The 24889-nt window shown below is 64.1% G+C and carries 25 protein-coding genes; 24 read left to right on the top strand and 1 reads right to left on the bottom strand.

Features of this window, described 5'->3' with window-relative positions; all coding sequences use genetic code 11:
* Positions 1-18: 18 nt before the first annotated feature.
* From G6P88_RS13660 to G6P88_RS13635, 6 genes are all read left to right on the top strand, one after another.
* The gene (locus tag G6P88_RS13660; protein ID WP_165323658.1) at positions 19-927 is read left to right on the top strand and encodes a LysR family transcriptional regulator; all 909 of its coding nucleotides are present in this window, start codon (positions 19-21) and stop codon (positions 925-927) included.
* Between the two features lie 166 nt (positions 928-1093).
* The gene (locus tag G6P88_RS13655) at positions 1094-2074 is read left to right on the top strand and encodes a Rieske 2Fe-2S domain-containing protein (protein ID WP_165325192.1); all 981 of its coding nucleotides are present in this window, start codon (positions 1094-1096) and stop codon (positions 2072-2074) included.
* Between the two features lie 73 nt (positions 2075-2147).
* Positions 2148-2954, top strand: a complete 807-nt coding sequence (locus G6P88_RS13650) for an acetoacetate decarboxylase family protein (protein WP_165323657.1) — start codon at positions 2148-2150, stop codon at positions 2952-2954.
* On the top strand, positions 2954-3820 hold the full coding sequence (locus G6P88_RS13645; protein WP_165323656.1) for an SDR family NAD(P)-dependent oxidoreductase: 867 nt from the start codon (positions 2954-2956) through the stop codon (positions 3818-3820). Before G6P88_RS13650 ends, G6P88_RS13645 begins: the two co-directional genes overlap by 1 nt.
* A gap of 1 nt (position 3821) precedes the next feature.
* Positions 3822-5171: an MFS transporter gene (locus G6P88_RS13640; RefSeq protein WP_165323655.1), complete on the top strand. Its 1350-nt coding sequence runs from the start codon at positions 3822-3824 to the stop codon at positions 5169-5171.
* A gap of 13 nt (positions 5172-5184) precedes the next feature.
* Positions 5185-6336: a helix-turn-helix transcriptional regulator gene (locus G6P88_RS13635; protein WP_165323654.1), complete on the top strand. Its 1152-nt coding sequence runs from the start codon at positions 5185-5187 to the stop codon at positions 6334-6336.
* A 12-nt stretch (positions 6337-6348) separates the two neighbouring features.
* Here the strand turns inward: G6P88_RS13635 and nusG are convergent, their stop codons facing one another.
* The gene (nusG, locus tag G6P88_RS13630; RefSeq protein ID WP_165323653.1) at positions 6349-6882 is read right to left on the bottom strand and encodes a transcription termination/antitermination protein NusG; all 534 of its coding nucleotides are present in this window, start codon (positions 6880-6882) and stop codon (positions 6349-6351) included.
* Between the two features lie 279 nt (positions 6883-7161).
* Between nusG and G6P88_RS13625 the strand changes: the two genes are divergently transcribed.
* From G6P88_RS13625 to G6P88_RS13540, 18 genes are all read left to right on the top strand, one after another.
* The gene (locus tag G6P88_RS13625; RefSeq protein WP_165323652.1) at positions 7162-7593 is read left to right on the top strand and encodes a MarR family EPS-associated transcriptional regulator; all 432 of its coding nucleotides are present in this window, start codon (positions 7162-7164) and stop codon (positions 7591-7593) included.
* Positions 7572-8645 (top strand): GDP-mannose 4,6-dehydratase, encoded by a 1074-nt coding sequence (gene gmd, locus G6P88_RS13620; RefSeq protein ID WP_165323651.1) that lies wholly within the window; start codon positions 7572-7574, stop codon positions 8643-8645. Before G6P88_RS13625 ends, gmd begins: the two co-directional genes overlap by 22 nt.
* A gap of 11 nt (positions 8646-8656) precedes the next feature.
* Positions 8657-9631 (top strand): GDP-L-fucose synthase family protein, encoded by a 975-nt coding sequence (locus G6P88_RS13615; protein WP_282097761.1) that lies wholly within the window; start codon positions 8657-8659, stop codon positions 9629-9631.
* Between the two features lie 20 nt (positions 9632-9651).
* Positions 9652-10566 (top strand): alpha-1,2-fucosyltransferase, encoded by a 915-nt coding sequence (locus G6P88_RS13610; RefSeq protein WP_165323650.1) that lies wholly within the window; start codon positions 9652-9654, stop codon positions 10564-10566.
* 13 nt (positions 10567-10579) lie between these two features.
* Positions 10580-11941, top strand: a complete 1362-nt coding sequence (locus G6P88_RS13605; RefSeq protein WP_165323649.1) for a lipopolysaccharide biosynthesis protein — start codon at positions 10580-10582, stop codon at positions 11939-11941.
* The gene (locus G6P88_RS13600; protein ID WP_165323648.1) at positions 11854-12780 is read left to right on the top strand and encodes an SDR family oxidoreductase; all 927 of its coding nucleotides are present in this window, start codon (positions 11854-11856) and stop codon (positions 12778-12780) included. The genes G6P88_RS13605 and G6P88_RS13600 overlap by 88 nt, the downstream gene beginning before the upstream one ends.
* A complete protein-coding gene (locus G6P88_RS13595) occupies positions 12777-13166 on the top strand; it encodes a polysaccharide biosynthesis C-terminal domain-containing protein (protein WP_165323647.1) in 390 nt (129 codons plus the stop codon). Before G6P88_RS13600 ends, G6P88_RS13595 begins: the two co-directional genes overlap by 4 nt.
* Before the next feature lie 49 nt (positions 13167-13215).
* Complete coding sequence (locus tag G6P88_RS13590; RefSeq protein ID WP_206335777.1) at positions 13216-14391, top strand: glycosyltransferase; 1176 nt, start codon at positions 13216-13218, stop codon at positions 14389-14391.
* Positions 14388-15788 carry a hypothetical protein gene (locus G6P88_RS13585; RefSeq protein WP_165323645.1) on the top strand — a complete coding sequence of 467 codons (1401 nt, stop codon included), beginning with the start codon at positions 14388-14390 and terminating at the stop codon, positions 15786-15788. The genes G6P88_RS13590 and G6P88_RS13585 overlap by 4 nt, the downstream gene beginning before the upstream one ends.
* 22 nt (positions 15789-15810) lie before the next feature.
* The gene (locus G6P88_RS13580) at positions 15811-16881 is read left to right on the top strand and encodes a glycosyltransferase family protein (RefSeq protein WP_165323644.1); all 1071 of its coding nucleotides are present in this window, start codon (positions 15811-15813) and stop codon (positions 16879-16881) included.
* Entirely contained in the window at positions 16878-18146 is a 1269-nt protein-coding gene (locus G6P88_RS13575) for a hypothetical protein (RefSeq protein ID WP_165323643.1), read from the top strand. Before G6P88_RS13580 ends, G6P88_RS13575 begins: the two co-directional genes overlap by 4 nt.
* A 70-nt stretch (positions 18147-18216) precedes the next feature.
* Entirely contained in the window at positions 18217-19245 is a 1029-nt protein-coding gene (locus tag G6P88_RS13570; RefSeq protein WP_165323642.1) for an N-acetylneuraminate synthase family protein, read from the top strand.
* Positions 19238-20392 carry a UDP-N-acetylglucosamine 2-epimerase gene (gene neuC / locus G6P88_RS13565; protein ID WP_206335776.1) on the top strand — a complete coding sequence of 385 codons (1155 nt, stop codon included), beginning with the start codon at positions 19238-19240 and terminating at the stop codon, positions 20390-20392. Before G6P88_RS13570 ends, neuC begins: the two co-directional genes overlap by 8 nt.
* A complete protein-coding gene (locus tag G6P88_RS13560) occupies positions 20392-21087 on the top strand; it encodes an acylneuraminate cytidylyltransferase family protein (protein WP_165323640.1) in 696 nt (231 codons plus the stop codon). Before neuC ends, G6P88_RS13560 begins: the two co-directional genes overlap by 1 nt.
* Positions 21087-21845 carry an imidazole glycerol phosphate synthase subunit HisF gene (gene hisF, locus G6P88_RS13555; protein ID WP_206335775.1) on the top strand — a complete coding sequence of 253 codons (759 nt, stop codon included), beginning with the start codon at positions 21087-21089 and terminating at the stop codon, positions 21843-21845. Before G6P88_RS13560 ends, hisF begins: the two co-directional genes overlap by 1 nt.
* Positions 21842-22477, top strand: coding sequence for an imidazole glycerol phosphate synthase subunit HisH (hisH, locus tag G6P88_RS13550; protein ID WP_165323639.1), 636 nt, complete (start codon positions 21842-21844; stop codon positions 22475-22477). The genes hisF and hisH overlap by 4 nt, the downstream gene beginning before the upstream one ends.
* 11 nt (positions 22478-22488) lie before the next feature.
* The gene (locus G6P88_RS13545) at positions 22489-23718 is read left to right on the top strand and encodes an N-acetyl sugar amidotransferase (RefSeq protein WP_165323638.1); all 1230 of its coding nucleotides are present in this window, start codon (positions 22489-22491) and stop codon (positions 23716-23718) included.
* 20 nt (positions 23719-23738) lie between these two features.
* The gene (locus tag G6P88_RS13540; RefSeq protein ID WP_165323637.1) at positions 23739-24881 is read left to right on the top strand and encodes a glycosyltransferase; all 1143 of its coding nucleotides are present in this window, start codon (positions 23739-23741) and stop codon (positions 24879-24881) included.
* Positions 24882-24889: the final 8 nt, after the last annotated feature.

Raw genomic sequence — 24889 nt, 5'->3', positions numbered from 1 at the left:
AGCCGGGGGAGGATGGCCATGTCGGCTTGGCGCGGTGTCGATGAGTTTCTGGCGGTCGTCGCGACCGGCAGTTTCACTGCGGCCGCCGATCAGCTGGGCGTCTCCAAATCCTTCATCAGCAAGATCGTCGGCGAGCTGGAGGCGCGCGTCGGCACGCAGCTGATCGTCCGCACCACACGGCGGCTGTCCCTCACGGCTGCCGGCGAGATCTTCTACGAACGCTGCCAGGCGATGCGCGACGACATCGCCGATCTCGAACGCAGCATGGCGCAGTTCCAGTCGCACCCGGTCGGGCGCCTCCGCGTCGGTCTCAGCGACATCTTCGGATCGGACTTCATGTCCGCTCTGCTGGCCGAGTTCAGCGCGCAGCATCCGGAGATCGCGATCGAGGTGATCGCCTATCTGCGCGAGAGCGAGCTGGTGGCGGAGAGCTTCGACGTGATGGTCCGCTATGGCCGGCTGGAGAACAGTTCGCTCAGGGCGCGGCTGTTCGGCTATCTGTCCTACTGCCTGTGCGCCTCGCCCGATTATGTCGCCGAACATGGATGGCCGACCTCGCCCGACGATCTCGGGCGGCACAACTGCCTGTCCGACCTCAGCGGCCAGTTCCATTTCAACGGCGGCATCCAGACGCGGGTCTCGGGCAAATGGACCAGCAACAGCGGGATCGCTCTCCGCTGGGCCGCGCGGCGCGGCCTTGGCCTCGCCCATTTGCCGATCAGCGTGATCCGCACCGATCTGGTCGACGGCAGCATCGTCGCCATGGCCGACGACTGGACCTTCCATGACAAGGAGGTGCGGGTCGTCTTCTCCCCCGGCATATTGCCTGCGGCCACCCGCGCCTTCATCGACTTCCTGACCAGCAGGATCAGCCGCACCCTCATTCGCCCGTGGATGACCGACATATTGCGGCCCGGCGGCGCCTAGCTTTTCCGTCGGCGAAACAGCCGATTATTAGTCCGGTGGAAACAGTCCGTCGCCGCCTATGCACTTTCCCTGTCCGCAAAGCCGGCTAGGATCACCTTCATAAAGATGCGGGTCACAAGGCCCCGGAGGAGGCGAGGAGCATATGCCCAAGGTCAATCGATTCCCGATGGACATCCCGTTCGGATGGTATTTCGTGGCCTATGCCGACGAACTCGCGATCGGTGACGTGCGGCCGCTCCATTATTTCGGCCGGGATCTGGTGCTCTTCCGCAACGAGGAGGGGGTCGCCGGGCTGCTCGACGCCTATTGCCCCCATCTCGGCGCGCATCTCGGCCATGGCGGTGTGGTCCAAGGCGACAGCCTGCGCTGCCCCTTCCACGCCTGGGCATTCCGGCCCAATGGCTTCTGTTCGAGCATACCCTATGCGCGGGCGATGCCGCCGATCGCCAAGCGCAGCCCGATTGCCCGCCCCTATCCGGTGACCGAAGCCAATGGCGTCGTCTGGGCCTGGTATCATCCGGCCGGGGTCGAACCGATGTTCGACGTCATGGTGATCCCCGAATTCACCGAGCCCGGCTGGGCGCCGCAGACGCGCCGCGAGTGGCGCTTCGCGAGCAACCCCCAAGAGATCGCCGAGAACGGCGTCGACGTCGCCCATTTCGAGTTCGTCCACGGCATGGCGCACGTGCCCGAGGGCAAGACGAGTTATGACGGCCATGTCCGCCGTTCCGAGGCCCATGGCGAACGTGAGGTGAGCTATCCCGACGGCAGCAAGAAGCTGGTCAAGTCCGGCGTCAGCACCGTGCAGAACGGCGCCGGGCAGAAGACCACCCATCTGATGGCGCTCAACACGCTCGCGCTGCAGGTGCTGGCGACCCCGGTCGAGGCCGACGAGGTCGAGCTTCGCTTCTGCTTCACCCATGATCCGGTCGAACCCGGCTCGTTCGAGGAACAGATGATCAAGGCGCAGATCGCGGGCACCTGCGGGCAGACCGGGGTCGAGGGCGACATTCCGATCTGGGCGCACAAGATCCACCGCGTCCAGCCGCTGCTGTGCGATGGCGATGGCCCGATCCTGCGCTTCCGCCGCTATTTCGAACAATTTTACGCCGATCCGACCGAGCCGCAGAGCATAGCGGCCGAATAGGCCGGCGCGGACATCATCACGACATTGCCAGGCCTGCCGGACCCCGTCCGGCGGGGGAGAGAGGAGCATGCCCATGTCTAAGCTGCGCTATCGCAAGGGAGCGGTCACCACGCGTGCCGCCGGCGGACTGAACAACACCGTGCGGTCGATCCGCGCCACCTATGAGACCGACCCCGCCGTCTATGCGGCGATGCTGCCCCGCCCGCTGGAGGCGATCGAACGGCCCGAGATCTTCGTCCAGCTCGCCCATGTTGCGATGCACGTGACCCCCGAGCGCACGATCGAGATCGGTGCGCTGACGATGGGCGTCAACTGCACCTATGAGGGCCAGGCCGGCGCCTATTGCTTCCACATGGCGATGGAAGGCGAGTCCGTCGTCACCAGCGGCCGCGAGCGCTTCGGCGAGCCCAAGAAGATCGCGACAACCAGCTTCGAAAAGAATGGCGACCATGTCCGCGCCACCTGCGCCCGCCACGGCATCACCTATTTCACCATCGAGGGCACGATCGGCGACGCCAATGACCGTCCGCGCAGCTTCGAGGAATATCTCTACTGCTACAAGGCGCTGCAGGGGATCGAGGATCCGTCGACCTTCGATGGCGATGTGTTCCTGACCCGGCTGAACTGGAAGCGCAACTATAACGACCGCCGCGATTTCGACGGACAGATCACGCTGGTCGAATCCGCCTATGACCCGCTGGTCGATATCCCGGTGCGGCGGATCACGAGCCTCGAATATGTCGAGGGGTCGACCCTCACCGGCGGGCAGATTTTGCGCACGGTCCCCGGCGAATGGATCGCCGATCATTGGGTCGGCCGCTTCGACGACCCGGCCAATGTCGGCATCGAACTGCCGCGCGCCGAGGAGCTTGCCGCCTGATGCGGCACTTCAAGGACAAGGTTGCCGTGATCACCGGCGGCGCCAGCGGCGTCGGCCGGGCGATCGGCGCGCAGCTGGCGGCCGAGGGCGCGATCGTCGTCCTGGCGGATATCGATCAGGCGAAGCTCGACGCCACCGCAGCGGAGATCGCGGTCGAGGGTGCGACGGTCGTCGGTCTCACGGTCGACGTCACCAAGGAAGCCTCGGTCGAGGCGCTGGCGCAACAGGTCTATGACCGCTTCGGCGCGGCGCACCTGCTGTTCAACAATGCCGGCGTCGGCCTGGGCGAAGCGCGCAAGGCGATCTGGACGCTGCCGGTAAACGACTGGCGCTGGGGCATCGACGTCAATGTCATGGGCGTCGTCCACGGCATCAAGGCCTTCGTCCCGCGCATGATCGCCGGTGGCGAGGACGGCGTCGTGATCAACACCTCGTCGACCAATGGCGGGCTGCGCTCGCTGCCGAACACGCCGATCTATGCTGCGACCAAGGCGGCGGTGACGAGCATCTCCGAGGTCCTCTACCAGCAGTTGTTGAAGGATGGCGGGCGGGTGAAGGCTGCAGTGCTCTTCCCAGGACCCCACACCGTCAACACGTCGATCATGGCATCGCGGCTCGTGCGCCCGGCCGAATATGCCGGCACCGAGCCAGAAGAACCCGTCGCCTATCGCACGATGCAGGATCTGGTGAAGACCACCGGCCTGAACCTGCAGCTCACCGAACCCGAGGAGGTCGCGAGCTTCGCGATCGAAGGCGTCCGCGCGGGCCGCTTCTGGCTGCTGCCCGAGAGCGAACAGGGCGATGCGATGATCCGGCAGCGGACCGAGGGGCTGCTCGCCCGTACCGACCCCGTTTCGGCCTGGTAAGATGCACGCGACCAGCGCCGCCACGCAGACCGAGGCTCTGCCTACGTCCGGACCCGGCCTCTACCGATGGTATGTCGTGGCGGTCCTGTTCATCGCCTATAGCTTCAGCGCGATCGACGCCCGCGTTCTGACGCTGCTCGTCGTGCCGCTCAAGCGCGACATGGGGCTGAGCGATTTCGAGATCAGCCTGCTTCAGGGCTTTGCCTTCGCACTGCTCTACAGCGTCGCCTCGCTGCCGATCGGCCGCTATGTCGACCGGACGCACCGACGCGGCGTGCTGATGACGATCGGCGTCCTCTTCTGGTCGATGATGACGATGCTGTGCGGCTTCGCGAGCAGCTTCGCCATGCTGTTCGCGACGCGGGTGGGGGTCGGTGTCGGCGAGGCGACGCTCAGCCCCTCGGCCTATTCGGTCATCAGCGACTATTTCGAGAAAGAGCGCCGTCCACTCGCGATCAGCCTCTACGCGATTGGTTATCCGATCGGCGGCGGGCTCGCGCTGATCATCGGCGGCGCCCTGCTCGCGCATTTCGCGACGAGCGCATCAACCGGGATCGGCTTGTTCGACGCGCTGGCGCCATGGCAGAAGGTCTTCGTCATGGTCGGCCTGCCCGGCGTCATCGTCGCCGCGCTGGTCGCCACGATCCGCGAACCCGCGCGGCGAGAGACGGCGGGCTTCGGTTCGGACAAGGGCGTTCCGCTCCGCGAGGCGATGGCCTATGTCGTCGAGCGCTGGCGGCTTTACGGCATGCTGATCGGCGTCACCGCGCTCAGCGGGCTGCTCGCGATCGGGGTCAGCCTCTGGTACCCGACCTTCCTTATCCGCACCTATGGCCTGACGACCGCGCAGGTCGGCCTCTATTACGGCACCTTGATGCTGGTTTGCGGGACCGTCGGCACGATCGCCGGCGGCTGGCTCGCGGGCCGCTGGATGCGGCGCGGGCGCAAGGACGCCAATCTGCGCATCGTCCTGATCGCAACGATCCTGAAGGCGGTGCCGCTCATCCTCGGGCCGCTGATGCCCACCGCCACGCTCGCACTCGCCTTCATGGCTGTGGGAACGCTGGTCGGGCAGGCCTCGCAGGGCGTGCTGCTGACCGCGATCCAGGACGTCACCCCCAACCGTCTGCGCGGACAGGTCACCGCACTCACCCTGCTCAACGTCAACCTCATCGGGCTCGGCCTAGGATCGAGCGTCATCGCCGCGATCACCGACTTCGGTTTCGGCGACGAAGGCGCGCTGCGCTACGCGATCGTCATCACCGGCCTGTTCGTCCTGCCGCTGATGACGCTGATGCTCGCTTTGGGCATGCGCGGCTATCGCCGCGCGCTCGACGCGATCGCGGCCTGAGGGGCGCCGAGCAATGCCGGTCAGCCGCCCCCTGTCGGACACGGACGAGCTGATCTCGCTGATCTACAGCGGCCCGCTCGAATCCCCGCCCTGGGGCAGCTTTCTCGACGAACTCGGCGCACGGATGGGCGCGCGCAGCGCGGCGATCGTGCTGCGGCTCAGCCGGCGGGGATCGCCGCCGCTGGTGATCTGGGGCCGCCGCCCCGACATCGGCGAGTCCGAGGCGCGGCGCATCCATGGCACCCATGCCGAACTCGGCCATCTCGATCCGCTGCGCAACGCGCTCGACCGCCCCGGCGCGATTCACACGCTCGACGAGGTGGTCGACCGCGAAACGCTGCACGCGAACCGCTTCTACCGCGAAGTGCTGCGTCCCTATGGCGTCGAGCATCAACTGGGCATGTATATTTCCGAGCCCGGCGGCTGGGAGGGCAATATCGGGCTGATCAACGGTCCCGAGGCGCCGAACTTCGGGCCGGCCGACAAGGCGATGCTGATCGCGCTGCGCCCCCATATCGAACGGTCGCTGGCGATCTTCGCGCGGATCAGCCGCGAAGAGACCGAGCTGCAGGCGCTGATCGACACGCTCGACCGGCTGACGATCTGCACGCTGATCCTGAGCGGCCAGGGCAAGATACTGCGCGCCAACAGCGCGGCCAAGCGGATGCTCACGTCACGCTCGGTCGCGCATGCCGTCGCCGACCGGCCCTATCTCGCCGACCAGGCTGCCAATGCCCAGCTTCAGGCGCTGATCGCCGATGCGCTCGAAGCGGCGCGGGCCAATGCCGAGGAACCTTTCGTCCAGGCACTGCGCGTCGACAGCCGCTGCGACCGGCACATCGGCGTGCTGGTCAAATCGATCCGCCCGACCGGCGCCTTCAGCAACGAGTCCTCGCCGGCCGTGGTCGTCTATTTCGCCGGGAGCGACGACGAGGCCCAGCCGATCGAGCGGCTCGTGACGCAGCTGTTCGACCTGACCCCGTCCGAGGCGCATCTCGCGACACTGCTCGCGACCGGCTCCTGTCTGACCGAGGCGGCGGAGAAGCTGAAGCTCACCGAGAACACGGTGCGGACCTATTGCAAGACGATCCTGAACAAGGTCGGCGTGCGGCGCCAAACCGAGCTGGTGCGCCTGATCCTGCGCAGCGTGGCGGTGCTTGGCTGAGGAGCGACGCCGTCAGCCAACCAGCGCCAGATTGTCGCTCGACGCGGACAGGCGGACCTTCGTCCCGAGCAGATCGAGCAGCACCCAGACGCGGCGTTCGGCGCTGATCTTCTCGATCGACCCCACCATGTCGACGAAGGGCGCGGTCGCCAGACGGACCTGATCGCCCTCGCACAGCGTCTGAGGGGGCAGCATCCGGCCGCCCTCGTCACAGCGCCGGATCAGCGCCTCGACAAAGCCAGGCGGGACCGGCGCGGGCTGCGCGCCAAAGGAGACGAGGCGCACGATCCCCTGCGTCCCGTTGACCGAACGCAGCGCAGCGGCGGGAGAAACGGACGCATCGACACTCGCGCGGACGAACAGATAGCCAGGAAATAGCGGCCGCCGGACCGTGCGGAATTGCCGGGCACCGCGCACCGAACAGTCCTCGAAGGGCGCGAACAGCTCGAACCCCTGCCGCCGCAAATTGCGCTCGGCAATGGCCCCCGCATTGGGCTTGAGCTGCGCCACATACCAGGGCCGCTGCATTTCAGACCCGTCCGACATGATCCCCCGATCCAGGCGTTCACCGTTGAACACTAGTGGGTTCCCGTGCCGCCGGAGTCAATCCAGCCGGAACCGAACCATGTCGACATCGCCGCACCATGCGCCTTCCACAGGGGAAGCATGGGAAGCGTGCGGCCCACTCACCGGCGCCCTTGCGGGCGCGCGAAAAGCGTCTAGACGTTCACGCGTGAACAGGCCCTTCCGGGACGTTCTGGCAATTGCCTCGGTGGGGGTATTTCCCGCGCCGTGCGGTAGCTTGTCTGGCGCAGGCGCACCCGCATGACCAGCGACAGCGACACGACCCGCCAGGAGGATATCCACTTCCGCATCCTGCGCCTGCTCGACCAGAATCCATCGGCCAGCCAGCGGGACATAGCGGTTGCGCTGGGTGTCAGCCTGGGCGGCGTCAATTACTGCCTGCGCGCACTGGTCGCCAAGGGCCATGTGAAGATCGAGAATTTCCAGGCCGCGAAGAACAAGCTGCGCTACGTCTATGTGCTGACGCCCGAGGGCATAGCGCATCGGGCCAAGCTCGCCGCGCGGTTCATCCGGCGCAAGATGGCCGAATATGAGGCGATCAAGGCGGAGATAGAGAGTCTGCGCCTCGACTATGGCGACAAGGTCGCGTCCGCCGGCGATGGCGGACAGGACCAGCCTACCCCCATTACCCCCAGCGAACCGAAGGACTCATGGCGAAGCGAGCGCTCATAACCGGCATCACCGGGCAGGACGGTGCCTATCTGGCCGAACTGCTGATCGAGAAGGGCTATGAGGTCCATGGCATCAAGCGCCGGTCCTCCAGCTTCAATTCCGCGCGGATCGATCATCTGATCGACGAGCCGCAATCCTCGGGACGCAAGCTCCACCTCCATTATGGCGACATGACGGATTCGACGAATCTGATCCGCATCGTCCAGCTCGTGCAACCCGACGAGATCTACAATCTCGCCGCGCAGTCGCATGTGAAGGTCAGCTTCGAGACCCCCGAATATACCGCCAATGCCGACGCCATCGGCACGCTCCGCCTGCTCGAAGCGATGCGCATCCTGGGGCTGTCGGAGAAAACCCGCTTCTACCAGGCGTCGACCTCTGAGCTTTACGGCCTCGTCCAGGCGGTGCCGCAGTCCGAGACGACCCCCTTCTATCCGCGTTCGCCCTACGCCGCAGCGAAGCTTTACGCCTACTGGATCACGGTCAACTACCGCGAAGCCTATGGCATGCATGCGTCGAACGGCATCCTGTTCAACCATGAGAGCCCGATCCGGGGCGAGACCTTCGTCACGCGCAAGATCACGCGGGCGGCGGCGGCGATCAAGCTGGGCGCGCAGGACCGGCTCTTTCTGGGCAATCTCGACGCGCAGCGCGACTGGGGCCATGCGCGGGACTATGTCGAGGGCATGTGGCGCATCGTCCAGCAGGACAGGTCCGACGATTATGTCCTGGCGACGGGCGAGACGCACACCGTACGCGCCTTTGCCGAACTGGCCTTCGCGGCCGTGGGCATCTCGCTGGAGTGGAGCGGAGAGGGCGTCGAGGAAAAGGGTCGCTGCACCGAGTCCGGTCGGACGCTGGTCGAGATCGACCCACGCTATTTCCGCCCGACCGAAGTCGACCTGTTGATCGGCGACGCGAGCAAGGCGGAAGCGGTGCTCGGCTGGCGTGCGACGACGCGTTTCGCCGATCTGGTGCGCGAAATGGTCGAGGACGATCTCAGGGTGATCGCGCGCGAGACCGACTATCGCCGGCTGCGCGACGACGCCTGAAGGAAGGACAGATGGACGATCCCCGGAACATGGCGCCCGCCCTCTTCTCGCTGCGCGGCAAGCGCGTCTTCGTGGCCGGCCACAAGGGCATGGTCGGGTCGGCGCTGGTCCGTCGCCTCGCCGCGGAGGATTGCGAGATCCTCACCGCCGACCGCACCGAGCTCGACCTGCGCGACCCGTCGGCGGTCGACCGCTGGATGAAGGATCGCCGCCCCGACGCCCTGTTCCTGGCGGCGGCGAAGGTCGGCGGGATCCACGCCAATTCGTCGCTGCCGGCGGACTTCATCGCCGACAATCTGGCGATCCAGCAGGCGGTGATCATGGCGGCGCTCGCCCATGACGTGGAAAAGCTGCTGTTCCTGGGTTCGTCCTGCATCTACCCGCGCCTGGCGCCACAGCCGATCCCCGAGGAGGCTCTGCTCACCAGTCCGCTGGAGCCCACCAACCAATGGTATGCGATCGCTAAGATCGCGGGGCTCAAGCTGTGCGAGGCGATCCGCATCCAGCATGGCCGCGACTTCATCTCGGCGATGCCCACCAATCTCCACGGGCCGGGGGACAGCTACGATCCCGAGCACAGCCATGTCGCGGCAGCCCTGATCCGGCGCATCCACGTCGCGAAGGAGCAGGGCGCGGAGAGCGTAACCATCTGGGGCACCGGCCAGCCGCGTCGTGAGTTCCTGCATGTCGACGATGCGGCCGATGCCCTGACCTTCCTGATGGCGCATTATTCGGGCGACATGCACGTCAATGTCGGCTGCGGAGAGGATGTCTCGATCCTCGAACTCGCCCGGATGATCGCGTCTATCAGCGGTTACGAAGGGCGCATCGAGACAGACCCCAGCCGCCCCGACGGCACGCCGCGCAAGCTGCTCGATATCAGCCGGATCAGGAACCTGGGCTGGGCCCCGCGCCTCACGACGCGCGAAGGCCTCGCGCAGACCTATGAGGCGTTCGTCCGCGAACGTCCGGACCTGCGGAACTGAGCGCGGACGGCACAGTAGCCATGGCCAAGGTCGTCACCATGCTGAGCGGTGGGCTGGGCAACCAGCTCTTCCAATATGCCGCCGCGCGCGGCCTGGCGGAGCGTCATGGCGCAGAGCTGGTCGTCGATTCCTGGTCAGGCTTCGTCCGCGACATGGAATATCGGCGCAGCTACGAGCTCGACCGCCTGCCGATCGATGCCCGGCTGGCATCGCCGATCGAGCGGCTGCCCTTTTGGACCCGCCGCCTGCGCGCCGCATTCCGCAAGCGGCTTCTGCCAGGAAGCGCCGCCACCGGCGCGCCAAGCTTCAAACCGGGCCACCGCTTCCGTGTCGAAGCCACCGACCGTGCCCATGATGCCGGCTTCCTTTCGCAGCCCCTGCGAGGCGATGTGTGGGTGAGCGGCTATTGGCAGAGTCCGCTCTATTTCGACCATTGCGCCGACCGCCTCGCCGCCGAACTGACGCCGCCGACACCCACGCGCCTACCGGCGATCGAACTGGGGCAGCGCCTACGGCATAATCCCGGCGTCGCGATCGGCATCCGGCTATATGAGGAGGCGCGCAATCCCGGGGCGCACAGCAGCACTGGCCGGCTCAAGGCCATGGCCGAGATAAATGGCGCGATAGAGATGATCCACGCCCGCGCGCCGGATGCCACCTATCTGATCTTCTGCAGCCACCGTGCGCCCGAACTTGCCCAGCTTAAAACTCCTTCCGCGCCGGTGTTCGTCACCGGTGAAGAAGGCTTTGCCGACGCGCTCGAAAGCCTCTGGCTGATGACCCGCTGCCGCCACCATGTGATCACGAACAGCAGCTTCTACTGGTGGGGTGCCTGGCTCGCGGAAGCCCTGTCACCTGCCGAAGACCATGTGATCGCCGCCGCCGCCAACTTTATCAACGCCGACACTGTGCCGACACGGTGGAGACGGTTCTGATGACTGCGCAGTGATGAGAAGCATCGAAAAGCGCTCGGTTCGCTGGCACAGGTTGGGGGCGGAAGGCCTCTGGATCGCCCTCGGGCAGGCCGCTGTTGTTGCCGGCTCGTTGGTGCTGGTCAGGACGCTCACCACTGCTATGGCACCCGCTGACTACGGCCGGCTCGCACTCGGGCTGACAATCGCAGGCCTAGCCAATCAAATGATCACGGGCAGCATCTCCAATGCCTTATCGCGTTTCTGGAGTATCGCCGACGAGCGTAACGATCGGGATAGCTACATCATTGCCGCCAAGCGGATGATCGGCATCGCCTTCCTAGTGGTGATCGCCCTCGGCTGTGGCTTCCTGCTCTTTCTCCATTTTGCCGGCCTTGCCGAATGGACCGCGATCGCGGTTGCCGCATTGGCCCTCGCTCTGTCGAGCGGGTTGAATGCAGCGCTCAACGGTATCCAGACGGCCGCGCGGCAGCGCAAGGTCGTCGCCCTTCATTCGGCGGCCGATGCATGGCTCAAAATCGGCCTCTCTCTGCTTTTCCTGCACATGTTCGGCATCGGCGGTGCGTCAGCAATTTGGGGCTATGCTATATCGGCAACGCTGGTCAGTCTGTCCCAAATCGTTTTCCTGCGACGGTTACTTTTGCTTCGGGCTGCGCAACCTGCCACGGCACAGAGTCTCCGTCAGATACCGATACAGTGGATGAAGGACTTCTGGGGCTATGCTTGGCCATTCATGGGGTGGGGGCTGTTCACCTGGCTGCAAACATCTTCGGACAGATGGGCCCTGCAAGCATTCGCCGGGCCGACCGAGGTGGGCAGATATGCGGTTCTCTATCAGCTTGGCTTCGCACCGCTGACCACGGCTTCAGGTCTTCTGGTGACGCTGCTAACTCCGATCCTTTTTCAGAAAGCTGGAGACGCCAGCGATGCTGGCCGTATTGCTCAGGTGTATGACGCCACCGCGCGTATCGCCCGCGCCATGCTCGGACTGACCGTCGCAGCCACGATAGCTTTCCTGCTGCTCCACGACTGGATATTCACCATGTTCACATCCGGGGCGTTCCGGACTTCGTCGCACCTCATGCCCCTGATGGCCGCTGCGGCGGGTCTGCAAGCCTGCCACCATGTCCTGGGAGTTAGGATCAGCAGCCTGCTCAAGACCCGTTCGCTTCTGGTACCGCAGATACTGTCTGCCATAAGCTTCGCCGTGCTCAACATGGCAGGCGCCTACATCGCCGGCCTCGCCGGATTGATGGTCGCGCTCTGTCTCGCCTCGGCGTTTTATGCGGGATGGATGTGGGCACTGAGTCAGGCGCTGAAGCCCGAAGAGTTGAAGAAGGCTCACTCATTGACCCGGAGCTCCGAATGCGCGTCTTGATCGTCGGCGCCTCCGGGATGATCGGCCGCCATCTGCTACGCGACATCCCGATGATCGATCCCGCGATCGAGGTCGTCGGCACATACAACAGCCATCCCCTACCGCGCGGCATCGCGATGGACATCACCGATATCGACAGCATCAAGCGTGGGGTCGCCGAGAGCAAAGCGGATATCATTCTTTGGCTGGCCGGCTCGAAGGATGTCGCTGCACTGGAGCGGACACCCGAATTGAGTCTCCGCCTCAACGAGCGCCCCATTGCAGATCTGATCTCGCTAATCGCTTCGTCCTCCATAGCACCGAGGCTCATTTACATTTCGAGCGACTATGTTTTCGCGGGGCGGAAGGGCCAATATAGCGACAGCGACGGCACTGCGCCCGACACCGTTTACGGTCTGTCGAAGCAACGCGCCGAACATCTGATTGCCAGCGCGCTGCCCGGCAGCACGTCGTTGCGGACCTCCGCAGTAATGAGCAGCCAGGGCGGTTTTTTCGCTTGGCTCACAAGCGAATTGCGAAACGGCAATCCAGTCACGCTATTCGACAACGCTGCCTTCTCGCCCACCCCGCCGCTCTGCCTCTCGCGTGCCATCGTGGCGCTGCTGCGTGACGAAAGCCTGACTGGCACGCTGAATTTCGCCGGGCCGCGCACCACCCGCTTCAATTTCGGCAAGCACGTCTGCGAGATGTTCGGATTTTCCGCTTCGCTGATACAGCCGGCGCAGGTGGACTTCGCGCAATCGCTGCTCAAACCCGATCTGTCCTTGCTGACCAGCGAGCGACTGTCGACCTATGCCCCCGACACCCTCGATGCGTTCGCGCCGGAGACCTGCTCATGATCCGTTTCGTCCAGCCCTATATGGACCGGTCCGACGCGCGGGGCAGCATGCGCGGCCTGCTCGATTTCGGCCGCTGGGAGGAGGCAAATATGTTTTTCTCCGAAGCAGATATGGTGCGCGGCAACCACTATCACCGAACGACAACCGAAGCCTTCATCATGCTGGAAGGACGCGTCGAGATCACGTTGCAGCGCGTTGAAGATGCAGAGCCGGTGGGCGAAGTCCGCAAGGTGACGGCCCAGGCGGGCGACGTATTCCTGATCGAGCCTCTGACGTGCCACCGTTTCGAGATTCTTGAGCCTACTAAATGGATCAATCTGCTCGATCGAAAGCTTGATCCAGACGCGCCGGACATCGCACAGCCTTCCTCTCCGATGGGGGAATGACCGTACCCGACAATTCAAATCTTAGCGGCTCTCAGCAATGCGCATTCTAATGATACCGGACATACCCGACGGAAATTCGTCGGGCGCGCTTTCAGCGTCCGCAACAGTGAAGCAACTTTTGTCACTCGGTCATGAAGTCTATATTATCGGAAGATCTATCGACACAGGTTCCTCTCTTCCGGAAGGGGCCACATATCAGCCGGCGCCTACCAATTTTCGCTGGTATGAGCATTTTTCGTCTCCCAAGCTGGTGGCTTGGTTCGATCAACTTTGCGACGCCTTCAACCCAGATTATCTGTTGATGATAGGCGGCATCCAGAAGCCCGCCACACTTGCCCGCCGCGCTCGCCGTCGAGGCATAAAGACGGCGTTCCTGTTCTACATAAACGATTTCTACTGCACGCGCATCTATGCGGGCCTTGTTAAGGGCCCCTGCACGGCTTGTGCGACGCTGCCGGAACTCCCGGCACTAAAGAATCGCTGCTACAGTCCAGGCCGCTTTGCACAATTTATCAAGTCGGCGATCGTTCGGGCCCTTGTACGACGGGAAATCCGCAAGGCGCACCGAGTCCTTGGATATAGTAAAAGCCAGACGGCGCTTCACGCACTGACCGGAGTAGCATCCAGTTCGTTGGCGCAGGTTTCCTTTCAATTCGACCCGTCGGACCTGGACGATTGGACACCATCTGACGACGGCTATTTCGCCATCACCGGTCAGGCGATCCTGCAAAAGGGATTTCATCTGCTCGCGGCAATATTGGCGCGCCTGCCGCCAACCGTTCGCGTGAGAATGTCGATCTATCACGCGCAGGAAGCCAACGGAATCATCGACCGCTTCGGTCTGCAACCGTTTTGCGACAGTGGACAGCTCGAACTCGTTCATAACCTGCGATCGCGATCGGATTATGTCGCGTTCCTGTCGCGTGCACGCGGACTGATCCTGACCAGCTATTATCCCACCACGGGCGAGTTCGTGCTTCAGGAAGCCTTGTATCTAGGCAAGCCTGTCATCGCCTTTGATGTCGGAGCACATGCGGATATCCTGCGGGATGGCGATAATGCGATGGTAGCGGCGACGGGAGATCTGAATGATTTCGCAGATAAGATCGCTCGCCTGGACAAAGATGCCGAACTTCGCCGCAATATCGGTGATCGGGCACGCCGGAGCGCACTTTCCTTTTACGATGCGGCCGCCGTCGCCGAGTGGGATACCGCACTGATATGAACATGCTCACGCAGCCGGCGCTCAAATACAAGCCTCCTTCGGAGCGCCGGGCGAGCCAGATGGGCGCCTGGCGGATACTCTGGCCAGCCCTATTGGGGTTGCTCAGCTTCTGGATCGTGCTGGCTGCAATCGCTCAGTCCGGTTCGATGCCTGGGGTCAGCATGAGCGCAACTATCGTGAGCGCTTTGATTGGATGGATCGTCGCACTCTTGATATCCGTGCAACAGGGCACAATCGACTCAAAACTTGCAATATTTGGCATTGCCGTTCTTCTTCTTCGTATTGCAATTGGGATAGGTCATTATTTCTTTTGGTTCGACCTATCTTATTTTGACGTTTTTAATCCATCATTTCAATTCAGTATCGATTACGAAGCGCTCAGCCAAGGAGCTGCAAAAGTATCAGATTTCTGGAACAGCTACGGATTTGCCCCCCTCCCGTCAGACTTTTTCGATGCCAAGAATTCTTTCTTATATCCTTATTTTGGATTACTTTTTTTTATTGGCGGCAACGAGCACTTTCTCAATTTTGGTCCATTTAACGCGCTGCATAACTGCCTAGTCGCCTTGATAGCGGCTCGCTTTACCTTTCGGACCAGCGGTCGAGCGATCGCACAGATCGTCTTCGTCATTGTCCTCATGCAGCCCTTCGGCATCATATCGACGATCCAATGGAGAGACTCCGTCGGTCAATTCTTTCTGGTAGCCGGGGGAGTCCTGTGCATTCTCGCCTCGCCGAACCTAAAAGGAGGGCCTTCACTGCTTCTGGGAGCGTTTTCGATGATGGCGCTTCGGAATGTCTACTTCGTGAACGCCATCATTACCTTTGCGACGAAGCTTGTCTCATCTCGTAAATTGAATGCAATTACCCTTGCATCGACACTAGTGATCGGAGGATCACTCCTTCTATTAAGCCTTTTTCTTACAAATAGTATTTTTGTATATGATCTAGGCAGTGGAAATTTTTCATTTAACCGTGGGATTTCGCGGCTTCTCTATGACATGGTGCGAGGCCTTTCCGGACCCTTTCCTTGGACACAGATGCTGGATCCTTCTATCGGAGGGCGCGAATTCTTCCCAGAGGATGTTCTACAGGCAACCTTTCACCTCAGTGCAACCTACCTGCTTTGGAAGAGTTGGCGTGCCGGTTCTCTCAAGCTAAACGACCCAACCACCCTTTCAACCCTGGTCTTCTTTGGATCGATCATGGGCGCCGGCCTGATCAGCTATGGCCACGTCACCTATGTTACGGTCTCGACCGTGCTCATCCTTCCATTCATTGCCCATCTTACCATCCAGCGCTTCTACCGCGTGTTCGTCAGCATATTACTCGGCCTGATCGCCGCCGGGGCCACCTGGAGCGCGCTTGGGCTGTCTTCGGCGGTTCTTGCTGGTTGAGCCGAGGTCCAAGGCGGTCGACATGCTCGCCGATCCACTGAACCGGACGCTCGTCTACGTCGGCTCGCTGTCCGACGGCCCCGATCGCGACAGCGGCTGGGTCTCGGCGTTCACGGCGCTGGGATGGAATGTGATCCCGTTCGGGTCCGACGTCGCGGTGCAGGGCCCGCGCGCGCTCCGCTGGCTCGCGCGACGCCTGCATGTCGGCGCGGCGCATCGGCACATGCGCGCAGCGCTCGTCGCGCTCTGCCGGCGCGAGCGGCCGGCCTGGGTGCATTTCCGCCTGCCCCTGGCCTTCACCCGGGCCGACATCGAGGCGATCCGGGCAACGGGGGCGATCGTCACCGACTATTTCAACGACGACCCCTTCTCGCCGCGCCGGGTGCCGGGCCTCCACCGCCGCTTTCGGCGCGCGCTGCCCGCCTATGACGCGCATTTCGTCTATCGCCGGCACAATGTGGACGCCTATCGCGCCGCCGGCGCCCGGCATGTCGAACATTGCCCGCCCGCGCTCGACCGCGTCCGGCTGGGCCCCGAGGCCGCAGCGGAGTGCGTCCAGCCGGCGACGGGCGGTTTCGTCGCCGATGCCGCCTTCCTCGGACATTATGAGGCGGACGGCCGCCTCGATGCGGTCCGCGCACTCGATGCGGCCGGCTTTCGCGTCGCGGTTCACGGCGCCGGATGGACCGACGCGCTGCGGGCAGCCGGGCTCACGCATCTGCTGCCCGCCGATCCGATCTTCGGCGCGGGCTACAGGCAGCGTTATCGCGACAGCATGGCCGGCCTCTGTTTCTTCTCGCGGCTGAACCGCGACAGCTGGACCGAACGCCCGCTGGAGATCGTCGCCGCCGGGGGAGCGCTCGTCTGCGAACGCAGCGACGAGGCGCTGGGCCATTTCTGCGAAGGCGAGGAGGCGCTGTTCTTCTCTTCCCCCGGCGAACTGGTCGACGCCTGTCGCCGCCTGCAGGGCGAGGCAGGACTACGCGAACGGCTGGTGGCCGGGGCCGCCGCGCGGCTTGTCGCCGGGCGCTTCGACATCGCCGATCGCGCGCGACAGGTGGAGGCGTTCGTCCGGACGCGGCTCGCGCGATGACCGCCGAACGGCTGATCCTCGCCTTCGACGGCTGGACAGAGGGGCTGCCCCATTATGCGCGGCTCGTGCCCGCGCTGCGCGCGCGCGGTTATCGGTTGATGCTGATCCATCTCGGCTCCTGGGGCCATGACATCGACCAGCCGGTAGAGGAGGAGCGCGACGGCGTCCTGGTACGCGACATCCGCCATTATGCGGGCCGCTCGTTCGGCGATATCCTGCGGCAGGAACGCCCCGCCTGCCTGCTGTTCCTGTCGACACGCGCCTTCGCCCACCAGGCGATGATCCGCCACGCGCGCAGCCTCGACATCCCGACGCTGCATCTGTTCCACGGCATCTACTGCGCCGCTCCGCCGATGATGGAGGAGGTCAATTTCGAGGTCAGCCCGTGGAACGACCTGCGCCTCTATGCCGGCAAGATCTGGCGCAATCTGCGGCATATCCTGCCCCGCTACCTAGCCGCACTGGCCGAGACGGGGCGCAGCCGCTTGGACTGGATCGAGTTCGGGCGCGAGCTCAGGAGCCGGCTGACCGGGGGCACTGGCGCCGCCCTGCCGTCGGACGTGCGGACCACGGCGGGCTGCGTCTATGTGAAGGGCGACATGGCCGAGATGCGGCAATATCATCTCGACGAAGATCGCATCTTTGCGGTGGGCAATCCCGATTTCATGCAGTTCGGGCTTCAACCCGCCGATCTCGGCAGCCGGCTGGGCCGAAGCGGCAATGGCGAGCTCATCTATATCGAGACGGGACTGCTCGCCTATGCGATCCGCTTCACGTCGCGTGAGGATTATATCGCGCACCTCGACGGCCTTGCCGCCGCGATCGGCCGGCACGGCTTTCGCCTGGCGGTGAAGCCGCATCCGGCATCAGTCCGGTCGGGCCTGGCCGACGCCATCGGCGCGGCGGGCTATCGCGTCTACAACAATGCGGATTTCGTCGACGGCCTGCGCGCCGCGTCGGGGGCGATGACCGAACCCTCCTCGGCGGGTGCGGTGCCGGCGATGCTCGGCCTCCCGCTATTCCTTATCAGCTGCGGAAAGCTTGCCGGCCGGGGCCATGGCCGGTTGTTCACGCGCTATCCGGGATCGATCCCGATCGAGACGGTCGATCAGCTCGATTCCGTTTCGGATGCCGTCGGCAAACCGATCGATCCGGCGGCGCACCGGGCCTGGCTCGACGAGTTCGCCGAACCGCTTCCAGCGTCGGACATGCCCGATCGTGTCGCCGATATCCTGCAAGGGCTGGACCGGCGCGCGATTTCGTGAACAAGCCCGGAGCAGAACAGGCGTGGCGCAGGTCACACCCGCAGTCGCGGGTTTCGCATAGAGGTATGAGATGCGCATAGGCGATCGACTTATCGGCCCCGAACATCCGCCGCTCGTGATCGCGGAGATCGGGATCAACCATGGCGGCGACCTCGACGTCGCACGCGAGATGGTCACGCTCGCGGCGAAGGCCGGGGCAGAGTGCGTCAAGCACCAGACCCATTTCGTAGACGACGAGATGACCGACGAGGCCAAGTCGATCTTCCCGCCCAATGCCGACGTGTCGATCTGGGAGGTGATGGCCCGCTGTGCGCTGTCGGCGCAGGATGAAGTCGCGCTGAAGACGCATGCCGAGAGCCTGGGCCTGATCTATCTGTCGACGCCCTTCTCGCGCAAAGCCGCCGACTTCCTCGAATCGATCGGCGTGCTCGCCTACAAGATCGGCTCGGGCGAGGCCGACCACCTTCCGCTAATCCGGCACATCGCCCGCTTCGGCAAGCCCCTCATCCTGTCGACCGGCATGCAGACGATCGCCTCGATCGGCGCGTCGGTCGATATATTGCGCGCCAGCGGGGTGCCCTTTGCCCTGCTCGAATGCACCAATCTCTATCCGTCGCCGCCGGAGATCGTCTCGCTGCGCGGGATCACCGACCTGCGCGCCGCCTTCCCCGACGCGATCGTGGGCTTTTCGGACCATTCGATCGGCCCGGAAATGGCGCTGGCCGGCGTGGCTCTCGGCGCTTGCATCGTCGAACGCCACTACACCGACAGCCGCTATCGCAAGGGCCCCGACATCGCCTGTTCGATGGACCCGGCCGAGCTGCGCCACCTGATCGACCGCTCGCGCGAGATTCACACCGCCCTCCACAATCCGAAGCAGCGCACCGCCCCGGAGGAGGACGTCTATCGCTTCGCCCGCGGTTCGATCGTGGCGGATCGCGACCTTCCTGCGGGAACCGTGCTGGGCGAGGCCGACATCTGGGCCCGGCGCCCCGGCAACGGCGAAATCCCGGCTTATGAATTTGACGGGCTGATCGGCCGGCGGCTGAACCGCGCGGTGACGCGCAACACCCAGCTTCGATGGTCCGATCTTGACTAACTCCGACAGGGACGACGGCATGGCGGCACGCAACATCCTGTTCGTCACGGGGACGCGCGCCGATTATGGCAAGATGGAGCCGCTGGCGCTCGCCGCCAAGGCGCAGGGGCACCGCGTGACCTTCTTCGTCACCGGCATGCACATGCTCGAACGCTATGGCCTCACCAAGTCGGAGGTCCACAGCAAGGGGCATTTCGAGGTCGTCGAGTTCATCAACCAGCGCCAGGGCGACCCGCAGGACATCATCCTCGCCAAGACGGTGATCGGCTTCTCTGACTATCTGAAGGAGCTCCAACCGGATCTGGTCGTAATCCATGGCGACCGGGTCGAGGCCCTCGCCTGTGCACTCGTCTGTGCAACCAACTATGTGCTGTGCGCGCATGTCGAGGGGGGCGAGGTGTCCGGCACGATCGACGAGCTGTTCCGTCACTGCAACACCAAGCTGTCGCGTATCCACCTCGTCAGCTCCGAAGAGGCCCGGCGTCGTGTCGTCCGGCTGGGCGAGGCGGAGAGCGCGGTCCATGTGATCGGCTCGCCGGAACTCGACATTCACGGCCAGCCCTCGGGGGTCGAGCTCGCCGAGGTCCTCCGCTATTATGAGATCGACTCCCCCGATTACGGCGTGTGCGTCTTTCATCCGGTGACATCGGAGGCTGACAGCATCGGCGCGCAGGCAGAGGCGCTGTTCGCCGCACTCGAAGCGTCAGGGCGCTATTTCGTGGTGATCCTGCCCAATAACGATCCGGGCTCCGAAGCCATCAATGCCGTGATCGCGCGCCTGCCGCGCAATCGGTTCCGCGTGCTGCCATCGATGCGCTTCGCCTATTTCTCGGAGCTGATGCGCAATGCGAAGCTGATCGTGGGCAACAGCAGTGCAGGCGTGCGCGAAGCGCCCTTCCTCGGCGTGCCCTCGCTCGACATCGGGTCGCGCCAGGCCAACCGCGCCTGCGCGGAATCGGTCCATGGCTGCACCGCTTTCGACGGACCGGCGATCGCGAGCTTTCTGGCCGACAACTGGGGCCGGCGCTTCGAGCGCCATACAGGCTTCGGGACCGGCACGGCCGCAGACCGCTTCGCCACGCTCCTCGCCCAGCCGACCACCTGGGCCGTGCCGATGCAAAAATATTTCGTCGACGAGGCGAACTGATGGCGAGCGCTGGCCAGGTGATCGGGCTGGTCCCGGTTCGCGGCGGCTCCAAGGGACTGCCGGGCAAGAATATGCGCCCGCTCGCGGGCGTGCCGCTCTATCTGCACGCAGTGCGACAGGCGCTGCGCATCGCCGGGCGCTGCATCATCACCACCGACATAGAGGACATCCTGTCGGCGCCCGCTCCCGAGGGCTGCACCGTCCTGCGCCGACCGGCGGAGCTGGCCGGTGACACGGTGCCGATGCTCGACGTGGTGCGCGACGTGATCGGCCGGCTCGACCTCCATGCCGAGACCCTGCTCCTCCTCCAGGCGACCTCGCCGCTGCGATCCGATGCCGATCTGCGGGCCGTGCTCGATCTCCATGCCTCGGGCCGTTTCGCGATGGTGATGGCCGTCACCCCCGTCGACCGCAGCCGGCTCAAGTTCGGCATTCTCGAGGGCGACGCCTTCCGTCCGGTCGCGGATCCGGCTTATTGTTTCTCGAACCGCCAGGCGCTGCCCGAAACCTGCCGGCCCAATGGCGCCGCCTATGCTTTCGCGGCCGACGCCTTTCGCGATGCGGGCGGCTGGCCCTATGGGTCGATCGGTGCGGTGCCAATGCCGGCAGATCGATCGCTCGACATCGACACGCTGGAGGATTTCGACCGGGTGGAAGCCATCATGCAGGCCATGAATTCGAAGGCGGCGAGCTGATGGTGTCGCCGCTCCGCATCATCGCCCGGCTCGACGTGAAGAATGAGCATGTCATCAAGGGCATCCACCTCGAGGGCCTGCGCAAGGTGGGCGATCCGAACGAGCTCGCGCTTCGCTATTATGAGCAGGGCGTCGACGAGATCGTGTTCATGGACGCGGTCGCCAGCCTCTATGACCGCAACAACCTGTTCCACATCATCGAACGTGCCTGTCGCAACGTGTTCGTGCCGATCGCGATCGGCGGCGGGCTGCGGACGCTGGACGATGTGTCGCGCGCGCTGGGTGCTGGGGCGGACAAGGTTGTGATCAACACGGGCGCCATCCGCAATATCGGCCTGGTCGAGCAGATCGCCGGCAAATTCGGGTCGCAATGCCTGATCGGGTCGATCGAGGCCAAGCGCGCGGGCGGCGTGTGGACCGCCTATATCGACAATGGCCGCGAGCCATCCGGCCATGACGTGCTCGACTGGGCACGCCAGCTCGAAGCGGCGGGCGTCGGCGAGATTTTGGTCACCTCGATCGACCAGGAAGGTACGGGCCGCGGCTTCGACGTCGCACTCGCCCGCGCACTCGAGGAGGCGACGAGCCGCCCGATCATCGTCAGCGGCGGCTATGCCGGCGCGCGCGATCTCGCTCGCCTGTTCGCCGAAACGCAGCCATCGGCCGTCGCGATCGCGGGGGCGCTTCATTATGGCCGTACCGACGTTGCCCGCATCCGGAGCGAAGTCGAGACGTGCCTGACGGGGAGCGCGGCATGACGGCAATGCGGGTGGGCGTGATCGACTATGGCGTGGGCAATCTGCGCAGCGTGGCCAATGCGCTGATCGAGATCGGCGCCGAACCGTGCATAAGCTCCGATGCGGCCGATCTAGCCGCATGCGCCCGGCTGATCCTTCCCGGCGTCGGCGCCTTTGGCGAGGGCATGCGGGCGCTTCGCGCCACTGGCCTCGACCGGCTGGTACGGGATGCGGCTGCGGGTGGCACGCCGTTACTCGGCATCTGTCTGGGCATGCAGATGCTGGTCGAGAGCAGCACCGAGTTCGGGCAGTGGGACGGACTGGCAATCCTGCCGGGGCGGGTCGAGAAGCTCGACGACCCGCAAGCGCAGGCGACCCAGCGCCTCCCCAACGTCGGATGGCTGCCCGTCCGCCGCCCTGCGGGACCGGCTCCGCTCGATCATCTGTTCGACGGCATCGCAGCCGATGCCCGCTTCTATTTCATCCACTCCTTCGCCGTCGCCGGAAACAGCGCCTCTGCGGTCGCCACCGCCCGCTATGGAAACAGCGAATTCGCGGCGGTAATCGCCGGCCAAGGTGTGATCGGTACCCAGTTCCACCCCGAAAAAAGCGGCCCTGCCGGGCTCCGCCTGCTTCGCAATTTCCTGTCTTGAAGGGTCAGTGAATGTCGAGCCTCGAACCCCTGGAAGCCTTTTACGGGCTTCCCCGCGACGTCGTCTTCTGTCGCAAATGCGTGATCTCCAACCAGCGCCCGAGCTCGACCGTCGAGTTCAAGCACAAGGCCGACGAGAAGAAGGCGACGATCGGCTTCGACGAAGACGGCGTGTGCGACGCATGCCGCTATCATGAGGTCAAGGACGAGCGGATCGACTGGAAGAAGCGCGAGGACCAGCTGGTCGCGCTGCTCGACAAATTCCGGCGAACCGACGGTGGCTATGACGTGGTCGTGCCTGGCAGCGGCGGCAAGGACAGCGCCTACACCTCGCACATGCTCAAATATCGCTATGGCATGAACCCGCTGACGGTCACCTGGGCGCCGCATCTCTACACCGACATCGGATGGAAGAATTTCGAGGCGTGGACCCATGTCGGCGGCCACGACAACCTGCTGTTCACCCCGAACGGCAAGCTGCACCGGCTGCTCACCAGCCTTGCCTTCAAGAATCTGCTGCACCCCTTCCAGCCGTTCATCGTCGGCCAGCGGATCATCGGCCCGGCCATCGCCGCCAAGTTCGACATCCCCCTCGTGATGTATGGGGAGAACCAAGCCGAATATGGCAACAATCCCGACGACAATTATGTGCCCACGATGGACCGGAAGTTCTTCAGCACGCAGGACCCGCTGGAAATGCGGCTGGGCGGCGTGCCGGTAGCCGACATCATCCGCGACCATGGCTTCACGATCAACGACTTCGCACCCTATATCCCGCCTTCGGCCGAACAGCTCGAGAAGAAGAATATCGAGGTCCACTATCTCGGCTATTATCTGAAGTGGGATCCGCAGGAATGCTATTATTACGCAGTCGAAAATACCGGTTTCCAGGCTAATTCTGAGCGCACACCCGGAACCTATTCGAAATATTCGAGCATCGACGACAAGATCGACATGTTTCATTATTTCACGACGCTGATCAAGTTCGGCATCGGTCGGGCGACCTATGACGCCGCCCAGGAGATCCGGAACGGCAAGATCACCCGCTCCGAGGGCGTGCACCTCGTCCGCAAATATGACCAGGAATTCCCGGCGAAATATTATGAGGATTTCCTCGACTATGTCGGCATGACCGATCCCGAATTCTGGGAGACGGTCGACCGCTTCCGCTCACCGCATCTGTGGGAGAAGAGCGGCAATGGCTGGCAGCTGCGGCACGTCGTCGAAGATCTGGCGGACTGAAAACGGTTCTGGCCCACAGTGTGACCAGCGCACCCCGGATCGGTATCGACGCGATCAACCTGCTCGGCGGGGGTGGCCGCACGCATCTGATCGAGCTGCTCGGCGCGTCGGACCCGACGCGCCATGGCTTCTCCACGATTACCGTCTGGGGTTGCCCCGACACGCTGGAGCAATTGCCCCAACGCACATGGATCGAACAGCGGCCGGTCCGCTCTCTCACCGATGCTACAGTTTTCCACCGCAGCTTCTGGCAGATCGCGAGCCTCTCCAAAGAAGCGCGGCGCGCCGGTTGCGATGTCCTGCTCGTCCCCGGCGGCAGCTTCTTCGGCAGCTTCCACCCCTTCGTCGCCATGTCGCAGAACATGCTGCCGTTCGAGACCGCCGAACGAGCGCGCTACGGCATCAGCCTGAAGCGACTTCGCCTGTCGCTGTTGTTCCTGACCCAGCGATCAACCTTCCGCCGCGCCGACGCGGTGATCGCGCTATCGGGCCATGCGCGCTCGGTCGTCGAAGCGGTCCCCGGCATCGCGCATGAGCGGCTGTCGGTCATCCCCCATGGCGTCAACGAGCGCTTCCGCCAGCCTCCCCGCCCGCAGAATGACAGCGTCGATAGCCCGGTCCGCATTCTCTACGTATCGCCGATCGAGCCTTACAAGCACCACGCCCATGTCATCGCAGGGGTGGATCGCGCGCGACAGGAGAGCGGCCGCGACCTGCAATTGCGGCTGGTCGGCCCGTCGACCTTGGTCCGCCGGCAGAGGCTCAAGCAACTGATGCACCAATTCGACCCTAGCGGCAGCTGGATCACCTATTCGGGTCCTGTGGCATTCGAGGCGATCGACAACGAAATGAAAGCGGCGGACGTCGCGTTGTTCGCGTCGAGCTGCGAGGCCTGCCCGAACATCATCCTCGAATATATGGCGGCCGGGCTTCCCATCCTCTCGTCTCGGCGCGGCCCCATGCCGGAGCTGCTGGGTGAGGCAGCGATCTATTTCGACCCCGAAGATGACCAGTCTATCACCGCTGCCGTTCGCCAGCTGATATCCTCGCCCGAACAACGCAGCCGCATCGCGCGCGCGGCCCACGCAGCGTCGGGGGAGATGAGTTGGACGGCATGCGCCGACGCGACCTTCGCCCTGCTGACCCGCATCGCACAGGCATGACGACTTCC

This window comes from Rhizorhabdus phycosphaerae, from assembly GCF_011044255.1.
GTDB classification, from domain to species: domain Bacteria; phylum Pseudomonadota; class Alphaproteobacteria; order Sphingomonadales; family Sphingomonadaceae; genus Rhizorhabdus; species Rhizorhabdus phycosphaerae.
Note: the sequence above shows the minus strand (reverse complement) of the source record. Positions and strands in the feature narration are given on the sequence as shown.